The organism is Bacillus sp. HMA207 (assembly GCF_003402455.1).
Taxonomy (GTDB): Bacteria; Bacillota; Bacilli; order Bacillales; family Bacillaceae_G; genus Bacillus_A; species Bacillus_A cereus.
In genome coordinates this window covers 1,653,301-1,672,305 of the sequence record NZ_BEZT01000001.1, presented here as the reverse complement: position 1 = coordinate 1,672,305, position 19,005 = coordinate 1,653,301, and the positions used below count along the sequence as shown (strand labels likewise).

Genomic DNA, 19,005 nt, shown 5'->3' with positions numbered 1-19,005 from the left:
AAACATCGTAACATGCAACTTCAAAACTGAATTTTCTAAAAACTTTCCATTTATACACACGATGCTCTATCCCCTTCTGCAAAACTAATATTCTTATCCACTAATGTTGTTGTACTATTATGTTTGTTTCGTTTACCGGTGATTTATATTTAAATCATAATAATCAATAGTGATTAACTGGTTTTTTGTTAATTTTCTTAAGAACATGGAAATATCTCCTTTCTTACTACTAATCTCAAAAATAGGCTAGGTAAAAATTTCACGAAAAACCTATAAAGCGCTTTCAATCTTTAACTAAGAGAAGCTTGTCTTTAATTTATAATTAAAAGTACAGAATGTTACGAAAAAGTACAGATTTTTATAAAAACAAAAAATATTTTAAGATTTTTCATCTAAAAAAACAGTGAGATTTTGTGAATTTTATACAGTATCCAAACGTCGCAGATTTTGTTCTACCTATCCTTTGACAAGCCTCTATTTTCTTCATAAAAACATGCATACTTTTTCTCTTTTAGAAGTTCATATAAAGTATTTGAAATCAAGAATCAATAGAATATTATAAGGATATTATAAGAATATTAAAAAAATAAAGCATTTAATTTATTTATGGTATCATACAAAAAACATTTGTTTTCTCAATTAATCCCCCTAGTTGGATTCGTCTATATTGCACATATTTACAACATGAAAGACACTAAGAAAAAAGGATTTTGTTGAAAGGATGAAACATTACAAAACTCTTATTTAGGACCTTATGACATCGTCTTTTCTAGCAATATCGAGTTATCCCAAAAAACGTATATTTACTAACATAGATTACAGGTGGTGTATTGTGAAAGAAATAGTATTCGTTCAAAATAAAAAAAGACTCCTTATGAAATTCGAATTTTTAAAAAAGGATTTAGTGCTTACCATTTCACTGATACTAGCAATTGTAAGCTGCTTAATACATTCGCCAAAGATCGAATATATTAACTTTGAAGTGTTAATTAGCTTATTTAATCTAATGGTGGCCATTAAGGCCTTGGAACAGCTAAAGATATTAGACAAACTTGCTGTTGCGATTTTAAATAAATGCAATAACAGCAGGTCAATATCTATTATTCTAATTTTGTTATGCTTTATTTGCTCCATGTTTGTAACAAATGATGTCGCTCTCCTCACTTTTGTACCAATAACACTTGTCATTAGTAAAAAAACACAAATGAACATGATGGATACAATCATCCTGCAAACAATTGCGGCAAACATCGGTAGTAGCTTGATGCCTATGGGAAACCCACAAAATTTATACCTATATTCTTACTATGGAATTAAGCTCATCCCATTTTTAGGTTCAATCCTGCTTTTAGCTGTACTTGGAATTAGTTTGTTATTTATATGTACTCAAAAACTTCAAAAAACAGATTTGAAAATAGAACTACCTGTTATTACCGTGAAAAATCGAAAAAAAGCTACCGTCTGGATTTTAATACTTATCACTATCATTGCATCTATTTTTGGTGTCATTAATTATTACATTGCGCTAATAGTTACATTGGTGGCAGCATTTACGTTAGATAGAAACTTACTATTTAAGATCGATTACTTTCTTCTAATAACCTTTGTCTGTTTTTTTATTTTCATCGGAAACATTTCACATTCGGATGCACTGGAGACATTTGCTCGCGCTAATTTAAAAGGAGATACTTCAGTCTTCTTTAGTTCCATATTTTTGAGTCAATTGATTAGCAATTTTCCTACTTCAATTCTTCTATCAAACTTTACTTCTGATTGGAAAGCTTTATTACTAGGAGTAAATATTGGAGGGCTTGGAACAATTATCGCATCTTTAGCCAGTGTAATCTCCTATAAACTATTCATTCAGGCCAATGTTAAAGAGAGTAAGGCGTATTTAATTAAATTTAGCATTTACAACTTTTCATTTTTAATCATACTTACATGTATACAATACTTTATGTTTAAATTTCTAAAAATTTTTTAAAAAATTGATTCCTTTAGAAAAACCCAAATTTCTCAATTTAATGCTGAGATATTTGGGTTTTAATATAGGTATGTTTAAAGAGCTACAACAAAGTTACCATCAATTTAATATTTTGAGATGTTCTCACAGCGAAAATCTTTTAGCTTTTACGTTGTTTATTAGATTTCAGTTCATTTTTGAAGTCTTCTTCACAAAATCCTTAATGTCCCTCAATTTTTTCCTGCTAATATTATCTTTAATGGTTGAATCTATTTCAATTTCTAATTTTGCAAATGCTGCTCCTACACAATTATAGATACTTAATCCCTCTATACTCTTTCAAGCGGTAATCCATTCCGATGGAAATTACAAATGACAAAATTTATCCGTTTTTCCTACTTTCTAAATTCAGCAAGTAAAATGTTTTTAAAAACTTCCGGGTTATTAAGGTTTAAACTGTTCGAATTGATAGCGAGTGTATGTTTACCTCCAAGTGTTCCACCAGCAAAAGTGGAAAACCCTGGAACGGCCCCCCTGTGTCCCCATACCGAGACACCGTTCGGAAGCTTAATTTCAAGTATTCCAAGACCATATCCGGTTCCCTCTCTATTTGTAGGAACTGTAGTAAGCATTTGTTTTAACTGCTGTTCCTTCAGTAATTTGCCACCTAGTAAGCAAGAAAAGAATTTGTTTAAGTCGTCAGCAGTAGAAATCATATCTCCATCCGAGCTACCTGGGTTAATATAAGTAACATCTTTTAGCTCACTCGCTCCGTCTAGTTGCAAATAGCCACGGGCATGCTTGGTGCCTGGAATCACGCTTGAATTACCAGGTAGAAATGTATTTGACAAATCAAGCGGTTCAATAATCCGATTTTCAACCTCTTCCGCATAGCTGTTTCCTGTTACTTTTTCAATAAGGATTCCTAGTATTACATATCCTGTATTTGAATAAGACCAACCCTTTCCTGGGGCAAAGTCTGGGGGAAGTGAAATCCCCATCTTTACAAATTCTTCAGCCGTATACGATTTTTTTATATCCGTAATATCAAAGTCTTTTGAATTTATATAGTCAGCAATACCACTTGTATGATTCAATATTTGCCGGATCGTAATCTGGTTACCATCATATCCGTTTCCTTGAATAACACCAGGTAACCATTTTTCAATGGAGTCGTCTAGATTCAAACGGTTCTCTCCAGATAATTGAAGTAGAACTGTTGCAATGAACGTTTTCGTCACACTGCCAATGCGAAAGCGAAAATCTGCTTTCATTGGTTTCTTAGTTTTCAGATCCGCTACCCCAGCTGTATAACTCCAAGTTTTACCCCCCTTAGAAATTTTAGCGAGTATTCCCGGGTATCCAAGTTGCAGTTCATCTCGCATTGCTTTCTTAACAGAAGTACGATCGTTTTGCGTACTTGTTTGTAACGAACTAGATACATTTTGCGTAGGTTCTGCTTTTACAATTAATGTTGGTGTTATGTATAACAGGGAACTTCCAGCTATTAAAAGTGCTAGACTTGCACATGTAATTTTACTGCGTGTTTTCATAAAGAATTCCTCTCTTCTATTTAAATTGTATTGATGGCTGATAGCTTTCTCATATACGAACCACACAGCTATCAACTCTCCCAATGATAAAAGTCAACACTGAATTTGCAATCAATGTACTAATCATTATTTTCACAAACATCATTGTGTTCTAACAATCTCTAAATCACTCTTTTTCCACATACATATTAACCATAGAAATTACTTCTTTTCCTTAAAACACTCTTGTTACTGATTATTTGTTTTATATGTAGGCCGTACTTGTTCCCCCCTTCATGCCTCCTTATATTTTTATCCTACACAATGAAAATCTCTTTTTTCTTACCTATTCCTTACAAATTCCTTACATACAAAATCACTTCTACAATAGGATTGAAGTAGCATCTGTGCCCGAAAGCGCAAAAAACACCGATGCTTTTCGCTTCAGTGTTTTTGCGCTTTACATATTGAAGATTCGTTTTACTCTTAACAGGTTAAACTGCTAATTTTTTCTAATGCGATTATTCTTCTTGCTATATAGAACAAATTTCATTGTGTTATATGAAACACTATGAAATTTGTCATTAAGGCACATGATTCTAAATTTATTGATGTACTTGAGATGGACTCACTTTTTGAATTTGAACAAGTATATCAAATGCTTTACCTAATGATATATCAACAGTTTTTGGTATATCAGGCCCTTCGGTAGTTATTCCAGCGAAAATTGGATGTTGTTCGTTTAACCAAGTTTTTGTCACGCCATTCGCCTTACGTAAATCAATAAAAAATTGATCTTTTTTGACCTGTCCAAAAATGTAGTTATAACTGTTTGGATCATCCGATTTTAATGTTCCATAGGGGCCAAATTCACCATCGCTATTCTTGACATTATATTGTCCTTCATAAACTGACGTTCCAATAGATACGTACCGTTTTCCGTAATATTCTGCTAAATGCTGCCCTGCTACTTTAGGGTATATAAAAGAAAGCATATTTGTTTTCGAAACGTGTCCATTATGTCCCCATACAATGGTTTTTCCTAAATGTTCTTCAGTCCACTTCGCATTTTCATACATTGCAATATCATGTTTCAAATAAAAATCCGCTGGTTTATCAGGAGGTGTCGCTAACATTGTAGTAAACTGTTCAATAATACGAGCATTTTGCTTTATCCATGCAAACTCTTTAGATTTCCCATTTAAATAGCTTTTATTTTCCTCTAATAAAGCACTAATTTGTTTAGCATCTAAAACATACTTTTCTTTTTCTTCTTTCGTAAGGCTTTCAAAAGTATTCATATCCTTTGTTACAGGAATAAGCCCTTTTATCTTCTCTTCTACTCTAGGCAACAGTTTTGAGTTGTTTGCTTTAATATATTCTATTATATTATTATAAACATTTTTGTTTACTGATTGAATGTCCATCCCGATGACACGTACTTTCGATTTATGTTTTGGATTAGCATTATATTGCCGAATCCAATCAAGTAAATCTAGCATTTCTTTCGTCTTAAATACAGGTGTTAGATGTTGGCTTGGGTTTCCCTTACCAGTAAGAACATATCGATCAAGTTCCAAGGCCCTGTCCCATCCCTCTTCTAAAACTAGATTGGTAAAGCCCTTTTCAGATACTAAATACTTAACAATGCGGTGTTTCATTGTAAAAACTTCATGAGCCCCATGCGTAGCTTCACCTAAACCTACAATTGAAGCTGAACCTACCATATTCTTAAGTGGTTTCAAATCATTAAGAGATGCAGTTGGATTAGTTGTTTTTAAAGGCTTTGCATGTGCTTCTAACCATTTCGCTATTTGATTTGTATTGTAGGGAGCTGTAACAGAAACCTCTGTTTTCGAATCTGCATAAGTATTTCCTACAAAATGAGTCATTGTTATAGCAGAAGCAACAATTGCAATAATTATTTTCTTTTTCATAAAAAACCTCCTGAAATATTTACTTATAGCTTTTTTACATACTCTGCCAATTTCCGTTTAAAACATTCATTTTCTTATTACTGTTAAGATACATTTATTCTAGTTCCTAAAACTCACTTATTTCTTAATAGGTTCTTAAGAAATTCTTAATTCACTTATACGAATATAAAACTAAATAAGCTTCAATTCATTGTATTGTAAATTCCTCATTGCATAACATTATAATGTGCAGATATTCGTTATAGATGATGTTATCTAAAGTATTCAATTTCAGTATGTATTATTAACGTAGTTAATATATGGTTAATATGAAGTTCCAAATTTTGATTGTTTGTAGTCTCTTTATCATAGAGTTAATTTAGGGGTTATTTTTTGTTCACTTCATTTTTTCGGCACTCTGCATCTAGACGGTATACCCATTGGCCACAGTTAGACTATTTCAAATCAAAAAAATAGATTACCTGCACACTAAAGAGTATAGCGCACAGATAATCTAGTTGTTTTTGAGATTAATAAAAAACTAATTTATCTTTTGAATTCTTCCATCAATAATAGACTGAATTGGTTCTTTTGATTTTTTTATATAATCTACTAATGCTTCAAAATCAGTTGGTCCTGTTTCAGCATCTTTACCGTTTTTAAAGGATACAAATCCATCTCCACCTGAAGCTAGAAATGCGTTAGCAACGACGCTATAAGTTTTAGAAGGAATAATTTCTTCTCCATTTGTTAAGCGAATACTTGTTACTTTTTCTCCGTTAGGCTTGTTCGCATCCCAAGTGTATTGGATTCCTGAAATTTGAAGCATTCTTGTTATGTCTTTTTGCCATTGTTGATTTAAAATATCACGAATGTCTTGACCTGTTAAATTTACTTTTATTAATTGATTTCCGAATGGTTGAATACCATATATCTCTCCCCATGTAATATCACCAGCATCTAAGTCATTACGAATACCACCAGGATTCATAAGTGCAATTTGGGATTGCATTGTTGCACGCTGAGCATCAGCAACTAAATTTCCGAGAGTAGATTCACCAGCCGTATTGAGTTTACGATCTAGTGGAGCAATAGACTTACCTACAATTTCATTAACAAGAGGTGCGATTTTTGCTTGATATTTCTCCATCTTCTTCTTGATTCTTTTATCAGGCTCCATGCCTTCATGGTAAGTTGTAACAATTTCTGCTTTTTTCTCAACAATATCTTGTGTTTTACGATCAATCTTTACATCAACATCAGCAAAAGCCATACCATATGAATTTGCTTGTACGACTAGTTTATTATTAACAGTTCCATTTACATAAGTGTGGCTATGGCCACCAAAAATAACATCGACTTCTGGATCAGTCTCATTTGCTAATCGGACAATATCACCATTTGTTACGCCGTTCCCATCTGTTATACCTCCGTTATGTGCAAGAACAACGATAGATTTAACGCCTAGTTTTTTTAATTGCTTTACGGATTTGTTAATAGCTTCAACTTCATCTGTAATTTCTACATTCTTTAGCATAGTAGGCATAACAAGGTTAGGAAGATCCGTTGTTACGACTCCGATAAATCCAACAGGAACTCCTTGTACCTTTTTTATAGTGAATGGTGGTAAAAATAAACGACCGGTGGATTTATTATAGAAATTTGCAGCAACATATGGGAATTTTGCTCCTTTAAAATTACCTGTTTTCTCATGGTATCCACCATAAATAAGGCGATTCATTTCTTCAACACCTTCATCAAATTCATGATTTCCTATCGTTCCAACATCGAATTTCAAATCATTTAGAAATTCAATCGTAGGTTCGTCTTGTAATAATGCTGAAACAGGAGTACTTGCTCCAACAACATCGCCAGCATGTACCTTTAATGTATTCGGATTTTGTTTTTCACGATCACGTAAATAAGCCCCTAAGTACTCAATTCCCCCTGCATCTTTATTGTTAATTTTTTTTACAGTGTCTAGTTGCCCATGAAAATCGTTAATACCGAGCATTTGTACATCTATGTAGCGGTTTTGTTCTGTACTTGCTTGGATTGAAGGCACAGCAAATACACTAGTAAAAGTAACTGTACTTAATGCTAAAGCAACTGGAATGATTTTTTTCAACATAAAATTTCTCTCCCCTAATTAAAATCTGACATAATACGATGTTATTTTAATATATTAAGAGAATTATTTCCACAAAAATTCTACCAATTATAAAAATTAATAAGATTTTATTGTTTTCTGACAAGATATTTCTTCCTCAGAAAAATGTATATTTCTTTGTTTTGAGGATTATTCAAAATATTATCTTGATAGTAATATAACAATACTTCTAAGAAATCTAAAAAACTCTAATCAATATATTTTAGCTGTTAAGAAGAGTATTCAATCCAAAATTAATGGAGATTTATCAACCTAACATCTCAATATCACCATTTAAAAAATGCTCCTGGATTTATCCAAGAGCATCTTTTATAAAACTTTATTTTTTACTTGTTTATAATTTATTAATTAACAATTATATAGTTGTAATCAGTCATTTAAAAATAGTAGGAGTGCTTCATTAAATTCTTTAGCATGCGTTGCATTTAGCCCATGTGGACCACCCTTTATTAAGGCTACTTTAGAATTAGGAATTGCTTCATGTGTTAATTTCCCACTATATTCATATGGTACAGTTGCATCAGAATCACCGTGAATAATAAGAGTAGGTATATTAAACTTCTCCAAGTCTTTTCTAAAATCTGTCTTACTAAAGGCGGTAATACAATCAAGTGTTCCTTTAGGTGATGCACTGGCTGCAATATCCCAATTATATAAACGGAATGGCTCACTAACTAAATCTGTTCGATTACCAGCCGCGAAAAATCCCTTAGTAAATTCATCAAGAAATGCAAGTCGGTCATTAATCACACCACTTTTGAATGCTTCAATTGTTGCATCATCTAATGCCCCTTCAGGATGATCCTCTGATTTGTATAAATATGGAGGAACTGCTCCAGCAAAAACAGCCTTTTCAATACGATCTGTTCCATACGTACTAATATACCGGGCTACTTCGCCTCCACCCATAGAAAAACCAACAAGTGTGACATTTTGAAGCTCTAAATGTTCTAATAGTTGATGTAAATCAGAAGTAAAGGTATCATATTCATACCCTTCCCATGGCTGAGATGATTTTCCAAATCCTCGACGATCATATGTTATAACTCTGTATCCAGCCTCAACAAGAGCTGGAACTTGGTATTCCCAAGATCGACCACTTAACGGCCAACCATGAATTAGTACAACTGGGTTTCCTGTGCCATGATCCTCATAATATATCTCAATTGGTTCTTGATTTTCAGTTCCTACAGTAATTTTAGCCATGCTTCTACCTCCAAAAAATATTCTAATATGTATCCTTTTTTTCAATAATCCAGATGAATCTCATAACCTATTCATACACGTTTATGTTGTGAACTCTAAGTATGAAACTCTATTATTCCAAAGAATTCATTTTCTCCTTTTGGACAATTCCTCCTCTAATACCTTTTTCACCATAAGATAATTTCTGAACATTCCTCATATTCAATTATAATAACAAAAATAGGTGACTATCAATATTGTTCTATCTATAGGATGTATAGGTAAAACCAATCTATTTTGTAGTGAAAACAACTATAGTTACGACCTATACGAATTATAGATAATTTAGAATTGATTAACGAATCAGTTTTCAAATACTATAAATTTGTATAGCACTTCATGTTCTATGAATGCTGCTATAACCAATATTATTGGTCAGCTTAGTTATAAACGAAGAAACTTATGATAGTATTCGACTATTTAAACTTTCTTCGATTACTTAATTTTTAGGAGGAATACATAATGACTGATCTCTATTCTCGTATTAACAAAGACGATGCTGTCGTGCTTTTAGTAGATCATCAAACTGGTCTTATGTCCGGACTAGTACGTGACTATGGTGTTGATGAATTCAAGAACAATGTTTTAGCTCTTGCTCATACTGCTAAGTTTTTTGATTTACCAGTTATTTTAACAACAAGTTTTGAAAACGGGCCTAACGGACCTTTAATGCAAGAATTGGTTGATCTCTTTCCTCATGCACCAAAAATAGCTCGACCTGGACAAATTAACGCATGGGATAATGATGATTTTGTAAAAGCAATCGAAGAAACTGGAAAAAAGCAACTTATCATCGCGGGCGTAGTTACGGACGTTTGTGTTGCTTTCCCTGCACTTTCCGCTATAAAAGCTGGATATGAAGTATTTGCTGTTACTGATGCTTCAGGAACTTTCAGTAAACAAGTTGCAGATGCTGCCAATACACGTATGGCACATAGTGGCGTGCAACTTATGAACTGGTTTAGCGTAGCTTGCGAATTACAACGCGATTGGCGCAACGATGTCGAAGGTTTTGGCAATTTGCTTGCTAGCAATCTTCCAGGCTATCAAAATATAATTGGAAGCTATAGAGGAGCTCAGCGAGATCTTAGTAAACAAAATGCATAAATGTATCTCAAGTAAATAGCTTTAAATCACCTTTTTTAAAGTAGATAGTATAAATTTAGTGCTGATTAAATCAGCACTAAATTTAAATTAAAAAGTATAGTAGAGCTTCAATTGACAGAAGATACATTACTTTCAATAAACAATTGAAAAAGGAGCGTTTTATTATGAGTAATTTAGAATTGTTAAATCCGGAGAACAGTGCCTTAATTTTAATTGATTTTCAACCTCAAATGACTTTTGGAGTTGCAAGTATTGATAGACAAACATTGATTAATAACGTTATGCTACTTGCTAAATCAGCAAAAACTTTTAACGTACCTACTATTCTTACTACAGTTGAGACACGCAGCTTTTCTGGTTATTTTTGGCCACAAATTCTTGATATATTCCCAAACCATGAAATTATAGAACGCAGTTCAATGAACTCTTGGGAAGATCCAAAATTTGTTGAAGCAGTTAAAGCAACAGGTAGAAAGAAATTAATATTTGCAGCACTTTGGACTGAAGTTTGCCTTGCATTCCCTGTGCTTGAAGCAATGAAAGCTGGCTATGAAGTGTATGCAGTTGATGATGCTTCAGGTGGTACTAGTCTGACAGCACATAACGCTGCTATGCGTCGTGTAGAACAAGCTGGTGCAATTCCAGTGACAGCAATTCAAGTTTTACTTGAATACCAACGTGACTGGGCACACAAAGACACTTATGATGCTGTAATGGAAATTGTAAAGGAGCACACTGGCGCTTATGGTCAAGGAGTAGAATACGCATATACTATGGTGCACGGCGCGCTTCCAAGCAGGAAAATATGAAACAAGAAGGAGTAGCTGTCGAAGAGACTTATACAGGGAACACGATGGATGCTGCTGATCCAGTAACAACGATTGTTACATGGGAAATTCAACAAGGTAAAGAAAAACAGTTTGAAACATGGAGACATGAAATCGAAGCTGCCGCTACTAAATTCCCAGGGCATTTAGGTGTAAATCTAATAGTCCCAAATAACGAATCGAGAGAGTATACTGTTATTTTTCGCTTTGATACGTATGAGCATCTACGTGCTTGGCAAGAATCAGACATTCGCCGGGATTTGTTAAAAACGGCAGAACAATTTCAAGTTACTAATCCGAGTTACAAAACTGAAAGTAGTTTGGCTTATTGGTTTGTTACTCCGAAAACGCCAGTTCCACCGCCAAAATGGAAAATGTCTATCGTTACCCTTTTGGGTGTATGGCCTCTTAGCATGTTAGTTCCTAAAGTGATAGGACCTATTATAAAACATATGAATCCTATTATATCGGCCTTTTTTGTTTCAGTATGTATAGTGTCCTTGCTATCATGGGTAGTCATGCCGATTTTCGGTAAATTATTTCATCCATGGTTACAAAATAATAGAAAGTAGACGAGGTGTGAACATGAATTTACCGGATATGATCTTATATAACGGAAAAATTACTACCCTTGACCCTTCTCAGCCTGAGGTATCTGCTATCGCCATAACTGATGGTTTAGTCACTGCAGTAGGTGGAGATGAGCTTCTTAATAGTGCCACGGAAAAAACAAAGAAAATAGACCTTAAAAGAAAGAGAGCTATTCCAGGCCTGAATGACTCTCATATACACGTTATTCGTGGTGGTCTGCATTATAATATGGAATTACGTTGGGAAGGCGTGCCATCACTTTTTATTGCTCTAGAAATGCTCAAAGAACAGGCAAGGCGTACACCTGCTCCTCAGTGGGTAAGGGTAGTTGGAGGTTGGTCTGAATTTCAATTTAAAGAGAGACGGTTGCCAACTTTGGAAGAAATTAATGCCGTTTCTGAAGACACTCCTGTATTTGTGCTACATCTTTACGATAGAGCACTTGTAAATCGTGCTGGGCTGCATGCACTGGGATATACAAAAGATACACCAGACCCTCCAGGCTGCTTAATTGAGCGGGATAAACGAGGTAATCCAACAGGCCTTTTAATTGCGAATCCTAACGCTTCTATTCTTTATTCAAGTTTGGGTAAAGCACCAGCACTTAATTTTGACGACCAGATTAATTCAACTCGCCATTTTATGCGCGAATTAAATAGATTAGGTATTACAAGTGCTATTGACGCAGGTGGTGGATTCCAAAATTATCCTGATGATTACAAAGTTGTTGAACATTTAGCCGAGAAGGAACAATTAACTTTGCGTATTGCTTATAATCTATTTACGCAGAATCCAAATCATGAATATGAAGACTTTGCTTCATGGGCAAAAATTGTTTCTCCAGGTCAAGGAACTGATAAGTATAAAATGAATGGTGCCGGAGAGATGTTAGTATTCTCAGCAGCCGATTTTGAAAAATTTCAAATGCCACGGCCTGAACTAGCTACGATGATGGAAGCTGACTTAAAGAAAGTAATTTCTCTATTGGTGGAAAACCGTTGGCCCTTCCGTTTACATGCAACTTATGATGAGTCAATCACACGTTTCTTAAATGTATTCGAGGAAGTTAACAGTGAAATTCCTTTTAATGGTCTACGATGGTGGTTTGATCATGCAGAAACAATCTCAGATCGTAGCATGGAACGTGTTAAGGCTTTAAATGGCGGTATTGCCATCCAAGACCGCATGGCTTTTCAAGGTGAATACTTTGTTGATTTATACGGAAAGGAAGCTGCAAAGCGTACTCCTCCGATTTATCGTATGTTAGACCTTGGTATACCTGTTGGCGCCGGTAGTGATGCAACTAGAGTTTCCAGCTATAACCCTTGGGTCGCTCTTTATTGGATGGTTGCCGGAAAAACCATTGGTGGACTTTCGATATACGATGAAAAAAATAAACTGGATAGAAAAGTAGCCCTGGAATTATATTCAAAAGGAAGTGCGTGGTTCTCTGGTGATGAAGGTAAAAAAGGAACCCTTGCAGTAGGTCAGTTTGCTGATCTTGCTGTATTGTCTGCTGACTACTTTACTGTGCCAGAAGAAGAAATCAAAAACCTTGAATCATTACTCACAATTATGGGCGGACAGGTTGTGTATGGAAATGATGAATTTAAAAATTTATCACCTGAATTGCCGCCAGCATCACCTGACTGGTCACCGACGGGAGTTTATGGTTATGGCGGTGCTAACCTAGCCAACACTATACTTTCTCACGATGCCCATGATAACAAGTTACATAGTTGCAGTAACCCTCTCCATCAACACACTCATACCGTAATAGGAAAAGATGGAACTAAATGGGGTATTGGTTGTACTTGCTTTGCTTTCTAAATCAAAACCACCGGTATAATGCCGGTGGTTTTCTTTCTACAATAAGGATATATAAATTCAAAATAGCAGTGTATATCCCTTATGGAATCTGTTACTATACGATAAGACCAAAGAATTGATTGATTAACTTAACTTGTTTTTGATAACCTTCTCTCCTTGCAAAGTCTTTCCTTTTTTCCTTAATTAAAAGTCAATGGTATCCCCTTTTGATCGACTACACCACACATATAAATCCACTGCCCTTTGACTTTAATATAGATCTTAATTTTTCAATTGTTACACTAAAATCATTATTATTTCTATTACACTGATACTTTTTGAGAATCATTTAACTTCTGCATAAAGATACGTGCTGCAAAACTTAAAAATTTATCATCAAAGTGAATAAGATTAATACCTTGACTTGGTGTTGGATCAGTAATACGAACTATGCTCAAAGTATCATTATTAACAAAGTTAACCAGTGAACGAGGTATTATGGCAACCCCATGTCCATTGTATACAAGGCTCAATAGAGAAATAGAAGATTTTGTTTCTATATTTGCTTCAGATAAAGATAACCCTAAACTCTCACAATATATTTTAATAGATTCACGACAACTACATGAAACCATTATTCTACTCAGCCCTACTAATTCTCGAAAAGAAACAAATGATTTTTCATTCAAAGGATGATTTTTTGGAATGACAAGGACGAGCTCTTCACTATACAAAAGGGTGTTTGTTAATGTGTCTGGAATTTGAGCACTACGTGTAATCCCGAAATCAATATTTTTGTCAACGATTTGATTTACAGCAACTTCAGATTCTATAATCTTTACTACGATGTTGGGATAATGTTGTTGAAACTTCATAATATAAGGTGTTAAATAAGTGAGATCCTCTAATAAACCTCCTATAGTAATTACACCTCTTTTTACACCCTTTAATTCAAAAATTTCATTATAAACGTCATCAAATTGTTGCATGATAAATTTTCCTTTATCAAATAGCAGCTTACCCGCTTCTGTCATTTTGATACCTCTTCCAACTCGATGAAACAAAGGTGTATCAAGTTCACCTTCTAACACACGGATTTGTTGACTTAAAGTCGGCTGTGAAACACCTAGAACTTCCGCAGCTTTAGTAAAACTATTATTATTACAAACTTGAATAAAATACTCTAAATGACGTAATTCCATTCTTGATACCCACTCTCCGCTTTATGAAAGATTTATAATGAAAAGGACGATATGTATACGTTAATATAACAACTTTATTCCCTACTGTACTAATTGAAATTATACGATTTATTCATTTTGTATTATAATACATTTACTACCACTTATTAATTTTTCCTCCTATTTATTTAATTTATATTTAATTAGGATATTACTAATTCGAGATATATTTCTAAAATTTTATAATTCTAGTGCATAATACCCTAATTTTTTCAACTTTTCGATTATCATTTTTTTCTCAATATAGTTCAAACCACCAAATATATGCCGAATCGCCTCTTTATGCTGAGGAAAAATACTATCCATTAACTGAATACCATCTGAAGTAATTGACGCATACGTGACACGGCGGTCTTTTGGACATGGTTTTCGTATTAAGAACCTCTTCTTTTCCAACTTATCCACTACATACGTGATACTACTACTTGCAAGTAATATTTTCACTCCAATTTTTTGTATAGGCTGATCGCCTTTACTATATAGTAGCTCAAGCACTGCAAATTCAGTTGGATTAAGTCCATAACTTTTTATATCCTCTTCAATACGCTTAGTAATTGCCTGTGCTGCCCTTGATAATGTAACAAATAACTTTAAAGATAAGCTCTCATCATTAATCACACTCATAATTACCAATCCTTTACAAGTTATCTTGAATTCGAGATTTATTATATTATCGTCGAAATATTATGTCAATAATTCATTTTTAGTTTTATTAAGCCCCTTATCATTTATTTCTCAACATAAGACATATGGAATTAGAAGAAAAAAATTGTTAATATATAAGTATCTCAATTACGTTATTTCTTTTAAAGAGAGCTTGTATTCTAACGCAAGTTCTCTTTTTTTATATTCTAAATTGAATCCGGACAAAGTTCACATATTGAGTCTGCCCATGTATATGATATAGTTTTTAAACAAAGATTAGAGCCCTCCTACAAGAAGGAGAGCTCTAATCTTTCATATGAATTTTCACCTTTTTTATTATTGCGGAGACATCAAAACTTTAACTTGATGGGGATATGGTGCTATCTCGATTAATAAATATTACAAATCATATATCTATCATATTTTTTATAAACAGGATTAATTAGATTTAAAAAAAGATTTCTTTTTCTTTACTCGTAATAAGTCACCTGTCCATCCTTTGAATCGCATATACATATACATCCCCCCTGTTGTGAAAATAATAAATAAGAGAGCGATTAAATAGCTATATTTCCATTCTAGTTCAGGCATGTATTTAAAATTCATACCCCATAATGCTCCTAAGGCTGTCAAAGGCGTACTCACAGCAGTTAATACAGTAAGAGCTTTCATAATTTCATTCCCACGATGAGAAGAAACAACTTCTTGCAAATGAATCATCGTGTCTAATTCTTCTTGGTACTCTTTAACGAGTTGTAATCCACGCTCTAATTTTACGCTTGTTTGTTTATAACAAAGGGTGTTTGTTAGTTTTTCTAACCAAGCTTCTTTTAGGCCTTGTAACACTTCTTGTATTAAGCGAAACACGTGTGTGTTCATAAATAATTCATGACGAATATGATAAATCCTTTCTAAAACTGCTATGTTATTATGATGATAAAAATCCCATAATACATTTCTGAAATTGTTTTCAAAGTAGTCAACCTTTCGCAAATAATGAGATATAAACATTGATAAGATAGCACATAATCCTTCAGCGGAACTATTACAATTTTTTGTACCCATAGGGAAATTATGTATTAATTTTTTGAAATCCTCTTCCTCTTTTTCCTGAACTGTTATCAGTATTCCATGAGCTACGAAATAATGAAGAAATTTTTGAATTTTGGCGTCCTTTTTATCTTGATCATATAAAAACGAACCATATACACAAGTTTGAATTGGTGATAACGTATAAACATATAATCCATTTTCACAAGGAGAACTTATTTTCTTTACAAATTGAGAGAAATAAGATGTTACATCACGAGGGATTATAGAAGAAAGTTTTTCAAGCTCACTAGTTTTCACATGATACCAACTCCATTTCGTCATTTTTATGCATTCCATATTATTCTTCCTTTCTAAATTGTTTTATGTTTAATCGAATCATAACCGTAATATGACATTTGTATGTAGGTATTCATGTCTTGGAGGAAAAGTTTTTAGATCATCTAAATTACAAAATAAATGACATAGGAGGCCTTATTCTTTTAAAAGAAAGACCCCCTATATATTAGTTATTTTCATTCTCAATTTTAAACATTTCCTCTATACAAGCACTTTTTATCTTTTCTTATAAAGAATTTATTATATATGGAAAAGAAGCTACATAATTTGGCACGTCTATTCAACAAACTCCATTTCATTCGTTATTATAATTTGGATTCATATGCAGATTGATTGGTGATGTCGTCAAATACTTGACTCCCAATAATATAGTATCCATGGAGTGCAGCCTCTTTCGAAGCGTCTACCATACGGAAAGAAGAAATTTCACTTTGCATTTTTTCAATTCGTTTTTTGTGGAGATCTACTATTCCTCCTGTCCAAATAATAGTGTTATACTGTTCTAACTTAAATTGTTCTTGTAATACACGCATGACGTCTTGGAAGTGTGCATCCAACTCTTTTTGAATCAAAGTATGAACCTGACTTGTCTCATGATTTTCTTCTCGACATTCATATCCTTTTTCTAATATGTTTGGCATGTCGTTAATATGCAATTGATTACTTTCACCCTCATGATTCTGCACGATATTCTTAATATTTTTCAAAGGCTTGCTACATCCTAGTTCCGTCTCATAATGATTTAAAATGAGATTCTGTTTCATATCTGTCATTTCTAATGTGCGAAATCCACCATCAATAATTAAGATGCGATCTCGTTCCTGAATGATTCCCTCTTTTAAGAAATAGGCATGTAAAGCGACCGGTTGCTGAAGAATCAAAGCATTTTCCACCATAATATGAATAAATTTCCCATCAATTTGCACGGAAGTTTCTTTTTTTAGTGCACGTTGTAATTGCTCATGCTGACTACCAAAACAACTGATGGGAAGCCCGGTAACAACTAAAGGTAACACGACATTTTCTTTATAATCCTTTGCAATGCAACCAAATATTTGTTGTTTAAATCGTTCGCTTTCATAATAATTTTCTATTTCTTCGTCAAATGGAGGAAGAAATGAAGCGTCAGATTGATGTGCTTCATTTCCCATGTAGTATGCAAAGTCTAAGTCTATAAAACTTACCTTTGTTAAATCTTCACTTTCAGCATGATTAGGTACAGGGGCTAGTGTGGAAGCTTCACTCTTAACCGTCATCTCAGAATCTACATCCTGGCGATATGCCCTTTTGGTAAAGCCAATTCCTACATCAATTGCATACAGAGATTTCATACTTTTTTCCTCACTTTCTATTTTTAGAGTTACATCTAGGCACTCTCTTCTTTCCCTTCTTTCACATATTTCTTTTCATTTTTCGTTTTTTCCCCGTCTAAGTTCTTACTATTTTCATTTATTTCGTAATCCTTTTCATCTGTTTTCTTTTTGTTATTTTCGTTTTCCGTTAAGTCTTTAATGGTAGAAATCACAACTGGTGTAGCTGTAAGCAGTTGTGGTAATGTTTGTTTTGCAACATTAGCTGCAGTTACAGAAAATTGTTTACTTGTCTCAGTTACCTTCTCCAATGTTTCCTTTATGTTTCCTTCTTGTAGTTTTTCTTTTACGCTTTTTCCTTTTGTTTGTATAGCTTTCCGATTTTCTTTTTTTAATAGGGAGACGATGACTCCGGTCGTAATTCCAATCACAGCATATTTAAATATTGTATGTTTCATTTTTCTCATCCTTTTCTATTTTTATTTTTTTCCATGCTACAACCTAAAATAATTACCTTACCTATTTATCAGATGTTGCAATCTATTACAGAGAATGATAGTTTTGCGGCTGCCTAGCATTCGCCATTGGTACTTCAGCTGTTACTAGGAGTAAAATCTTCCCTTGATCTAGTTTTTCTTCATATAAGTTAGCTTCCTCCTTCGACAACCCCATTTCTTCCATTTGATTTCGAAGTTCGTCCCCTTTTTTGGAGAAAAAGTTGATAATACTTGTTCCCAATCCTTGTTCTTTTACTCCAATCGTATTTGTGTTTGTATCATCCGCAATCCTTTTTGTTATATGTTTTTCATGTGCTAAAACATAAATGTCATCGTGGCGAACCCCTTGCAATTCTAGCTCTTTTACTTTCATAACTACTTCCTGTTCATTTTGATATTCATAAACTACCGTTTTTCTTTCATTCGTATGCATCGTATCTTTCCTCCTTTAGATTTTTTATTTTTTTATTTAGTTGTTATGTAATATGTAATACACCTATTTTAAAGATGTTAAACCTAAATTTTCAAAAAATTTTACACAATAGGTTATTAATGTTTTTGAATATCAAGGAAATGTCACGAGCACTTTGCTTTGATAACAGTGTTACAAATAACGCTTTATTTGGAAGACAAGTCCATTATTTTATAGAAATCATAGAAAAATAAAAAAGCACTCCTTTTCAAAGAGTGCTAAAAAAAACATATAACCTAATAAAAATATTTCTATTTTGATTACAGAAAGAAAGTCTTTATTAAAACATAT

The 19,005-nt window shown here is 33.5% G+C and carries 15 protein-coding genes and 1 pseudogene; 5 read left to right on the top strand and 11 right to left on the bottom strand.

From position 1 onward, the window contains the following. Positions 1-832: 832 nt before the first annotated feature. A complete protein-coding gene (locus HMAS_RS08770; RefSeq protein ID WP_016122788.1) occupies positions 833-1,984 on the top strand; it encodes an anion transporter in 1,152 nt (383 codons plus the stop codon). 165 nt (positions 1,985-2,149) lie between these two features. Here HMAS_RS08770 and HMAS_RS08765 read toward each other — a convergent pair. The 5 genes and pseudogenes from HMAS_RS08765 to HMAS_RS08740 form a co-directional block, all read right to left on the bottom strand. Then, a pseudogene (locus HMAS_RS08765) lies at positions 2,150-2,248 on the bottom strand (cytochrome); the annotation flags it as partial. 110 nt (positions 2,249-2,358) lie between these two features. Beyond that, positions 2,359-3,516, bottom strand: a complete 1,158-nt coding sequence (locus tag HMAS_RS08760) for a serine hydrolase domain-containing protein (RefSeq protein ID WP_025708579.1) — start codon at positions 3,514-3,516, stop codon at positions 2,359-2,361. A 584-nt stretch (positions 3,517-4,100) separates the two neighbouring features. After that, complete coding sequence (locus tag HMAS_RS08750) at positions 4,101-5,432, bottom strand: erythromycin esterase family protein (RefSeq protein ID WP_069604024.1); 1,332 nt, start codon at positions 5,430-5,432, stop codon at positions 4,101-4,103. A gap of 520 nt (positions 5,433-5,952) precedes the next feature. Continuing rightward, on the bottom strand, positions 5,953-7,542 hold the full coding sequence (locus tag HMAS_RS08745) for a bifunctional metallophosphatase/5'-nucleotidase (protein ID WP_061112985.1): 1,590 nt from the start codon (positions 7,540-7,542) through the stop codon (positions 5,953-5,955). Positions 7,543-7,950: 408 nt separating this feature from the next. Beyond that, entirely contained in the window at positions 7,951-8,787 is an 837-nt protein-coding gene (locus tag HMAS_RS08740; RefSeq protein WP_046392865.1) for a bromoperoxidase, read from the bottom strand. A gap of 501 nt (positions 8,788-9,288) precedes the next feature. On the opposite strand from HMAS_RS08740, the gene ycaC reads away from it, so the two are divergent. From ycaC to HMAS_RS08720, 4 genes are all read left to right on the top strand, one after another. Then, positions 9,289-9,933: an isochorismate family cysteine hydrolase YcaC gene (gene ycaC, locus HMAS_RS08735; protein WP_000131214.1), complete on the top strand. Its 645-nt coding sequence runs from the start codon at positions 9,289-9,291 to the stop codon at positions 9,931-9,933. A gap of 164 nt (positions 9,934-10,097) precedes the next feature. Then, positions 10,098-10,742, top strand: coding sequence for a hydrolase (locus HMAS_RS08730; RefSeq protein WP_000067163.1), 645 nt, complete (start codon positions 10,098-10,100; stop codon positions 10,740-10,742). After that, positions 10,739-11,332 (top strand): antibiotic biosynthesis monooxygenase, encoded by a 594-nt coding sequence (locus tag HMAS_RS08725; RefSeq protein ID WP_000806850.1) that lies wholly within the window; start codon positions 10,739-10,741, stop codon positions 11,330-11,332. The genes HMAS_RS08730 and HMAS_RS08725 overlap by 4 nt, the downstream gene beginning before the upstream one ends. A 13-nt stretch (positions 11,333-11,345) precedes the next feature. Next, positions 11,346-13,181, top strand: coding sequence for an amidohydrolase (locus tag HMAS_RS08720; RefSeq protein ID WP_001052852.1), 1,836 nt, complete (start codon positions 11,346-11,348; stop codon positions 13,179-13,181). Positions 13,182-13,483: 302 nt separating this feature from the next. On the opposite strand, the gene HMAS_RS08715 is transcribed toward HMAS_RS08720, so the two are convergent. The 6 genes from HMAS_RS08715 to HMAS_RS08690 all read right to left on the bottom strand — a co-directional run bounded on the left by HMAS_RS08715 (position 13,484) and on the right by HMAS_RS08690 (position 18,675). Then, entirely contained in the window at positions 13,484-14,362 is an 879-nt protein-coding gene (locus HMAS_RS08715; protein WP_000423214.1) for a LysR family transcriptional regulator, read from the bottom strand. Between the two features lie 219 nt (positions 14,363-14,581). Beyond that, positions 14,582-15,025, bottom strand: coding sequence for a MarR family winged helix-turn-helix transcriptional regulator (locus HMAS_RS08710; RefSeq protein ID WP_000111432.1), 444 nt, complete (start codon positions 15,023-15,025; stop codon positions 14,582-14,584). A 459-nt stretch (positions 15,026-15,484) separates the two neighbouring features. Further along, the gene (locus HMAS_RS08705) at positions 15,485-16,435 is read right to left on the bottom strand and encodes a magnesium transporter CorA family protein (RefSeq protein WP_000388929.1); all 951 of its coding nucleotides are present in this window, start codon (positions 16,433-16,435) and stop codon (positions 15,485-15,487) included. A 305-nt stretch (positions 16,436-16,740) separates the two neighbouring features. Next, positions 16,741-17,766 (bottom strand): ParM/StbA family protein, encoded by a 1,026-nt coding sequence (locus HMAS_RS08700; protein ID WP_000839449.1) that lies wholly within the window; start codon positions 17,764-17,766, stop codon positions 16,741-16,743. A gap of 35 nt (positions 17,767-17,801) precedes the next feature. Next, positions 17,802-18,203 carry a hypothetical protein gene (locus HMAS_RS08695; RefSeq protein WP_000683215.1) on the bottom strand — a complete coding sequence of 134 codons (402 nt, stop codon included), beginning with the start codon at positions 18,201-18,203 and terminating at the stop codon, positions 17,802-17,804. A gap of 85 nt (positions 18,204-18,288) precedes the next feature. Next, positions 18,289-18,675 (bottom strand): general stress protein, encoded by a 387-nt coding sequence (locus HMAS_RS08690; RefSeq protein WP_000557320.1) that lies wholly within the window; start codon positions 18,673-18,675, stop codon positions 18,289-18,291. Positions 18,676-19,005: the final 330 nt, after the last annotated feature.

Bases quoted from the DNA above. Each gene is read 5' to 3' on its own strand.
- HMAS_RS08690 (WP_000557320.1), bottom strand. From the start codon at position 18,675: ATGCATACGAATGAAAGAAAAACGGTAGTTTATGAATATCAAAATGAA.
- HMAS_RS08720 (WP_001052852.1), top strand. From the start codon at position 11,346: ATGAATTTACCGGATATGATCTTATATAACGGAAAAATTACTACCCTT.
- HMAS_RS08745 (WP_061112985.1), bottom strand. From the start codon at position 7,542: ATGTTGAAAAAAATCATTCCAGTTGCTTTAGCATTAAGTACAGTTACT.
- ycaC (WP_000131214.1), top strand. From the start codon at position 9,289: ATGACTGATCTCTATTCTCGTATTAACAAAGACGATGCTGTCGTGCTT.
- HMAS_RS08740 (WP_046392865.1), bottom strand. From the start codon at position 8,787: ATGGCTAAAATTACTGTAGGAACTGAAAATCAAGAACCAATTGAGATA.
- HMAS_RS08710 (WP_000111432.1), bottom strand. From the start codon at position 15,025: ATGAGTGTGATTAATGATGAGAGCTTATCTTTAAAGTTATTTGTTACA.
- HMAS_RS08715 (WP_000423214.1), bottom strand. From the start codon at position 14,362: ATGGAATTACGTCATTTAGAGTATTTTATTCAAGTTTGTAATAATAAT.
- HMAS_RS08695 (WP_000683215.1), bottom strand. From the start codon at position 18,203: ATGAAACATACAATATTTAAATATGCTGTGATTGGAATTACGACCGGA.
- HMAS_RS08700 (WP_000839449.1), bottom strand. From the start codon at position 17,766: ATGAAATCTCTGTATGCAATTGATGTAGGAATTGGCTTTACCAAAAGG.
- HMAS_RS08760 (WP_025708579.1), bottom strand. From the start codon at position 3,516: ATGAAAACACGCAGTAAAATTACATGTGCAAGTCTAGCACTTTTAATA.
- HMAS_RS08750 (WP_069604024.1), bottom strand. From the start codon at position 5,432: ATGAAAAAGAAAATAATTATTGCAATTGTTGCTTCTGCTATAACAATG.
- HMAS_RS08725 (WP_000806850.1), top strand. From the start codon at position 10,739: ATGAAACAAGAAGGAGTAGCTGTCGAAGAGACTTATACAGGGAACACG.
- HMAS_RS08730 (WP_000067163.1), top strand. From the start codon at position 10,098: ATGAGTAATTTAGAATTGTTAAATCCGGAGAACAGTGCCTTAATTTTA.
- HMAS_RS08705 (WP_000388929.1), bottom strand. From the start codon at position 16,435: ATGGAATGCATAAAAATGACGAAATGGAGTTGGTATCATGTGAAAACT.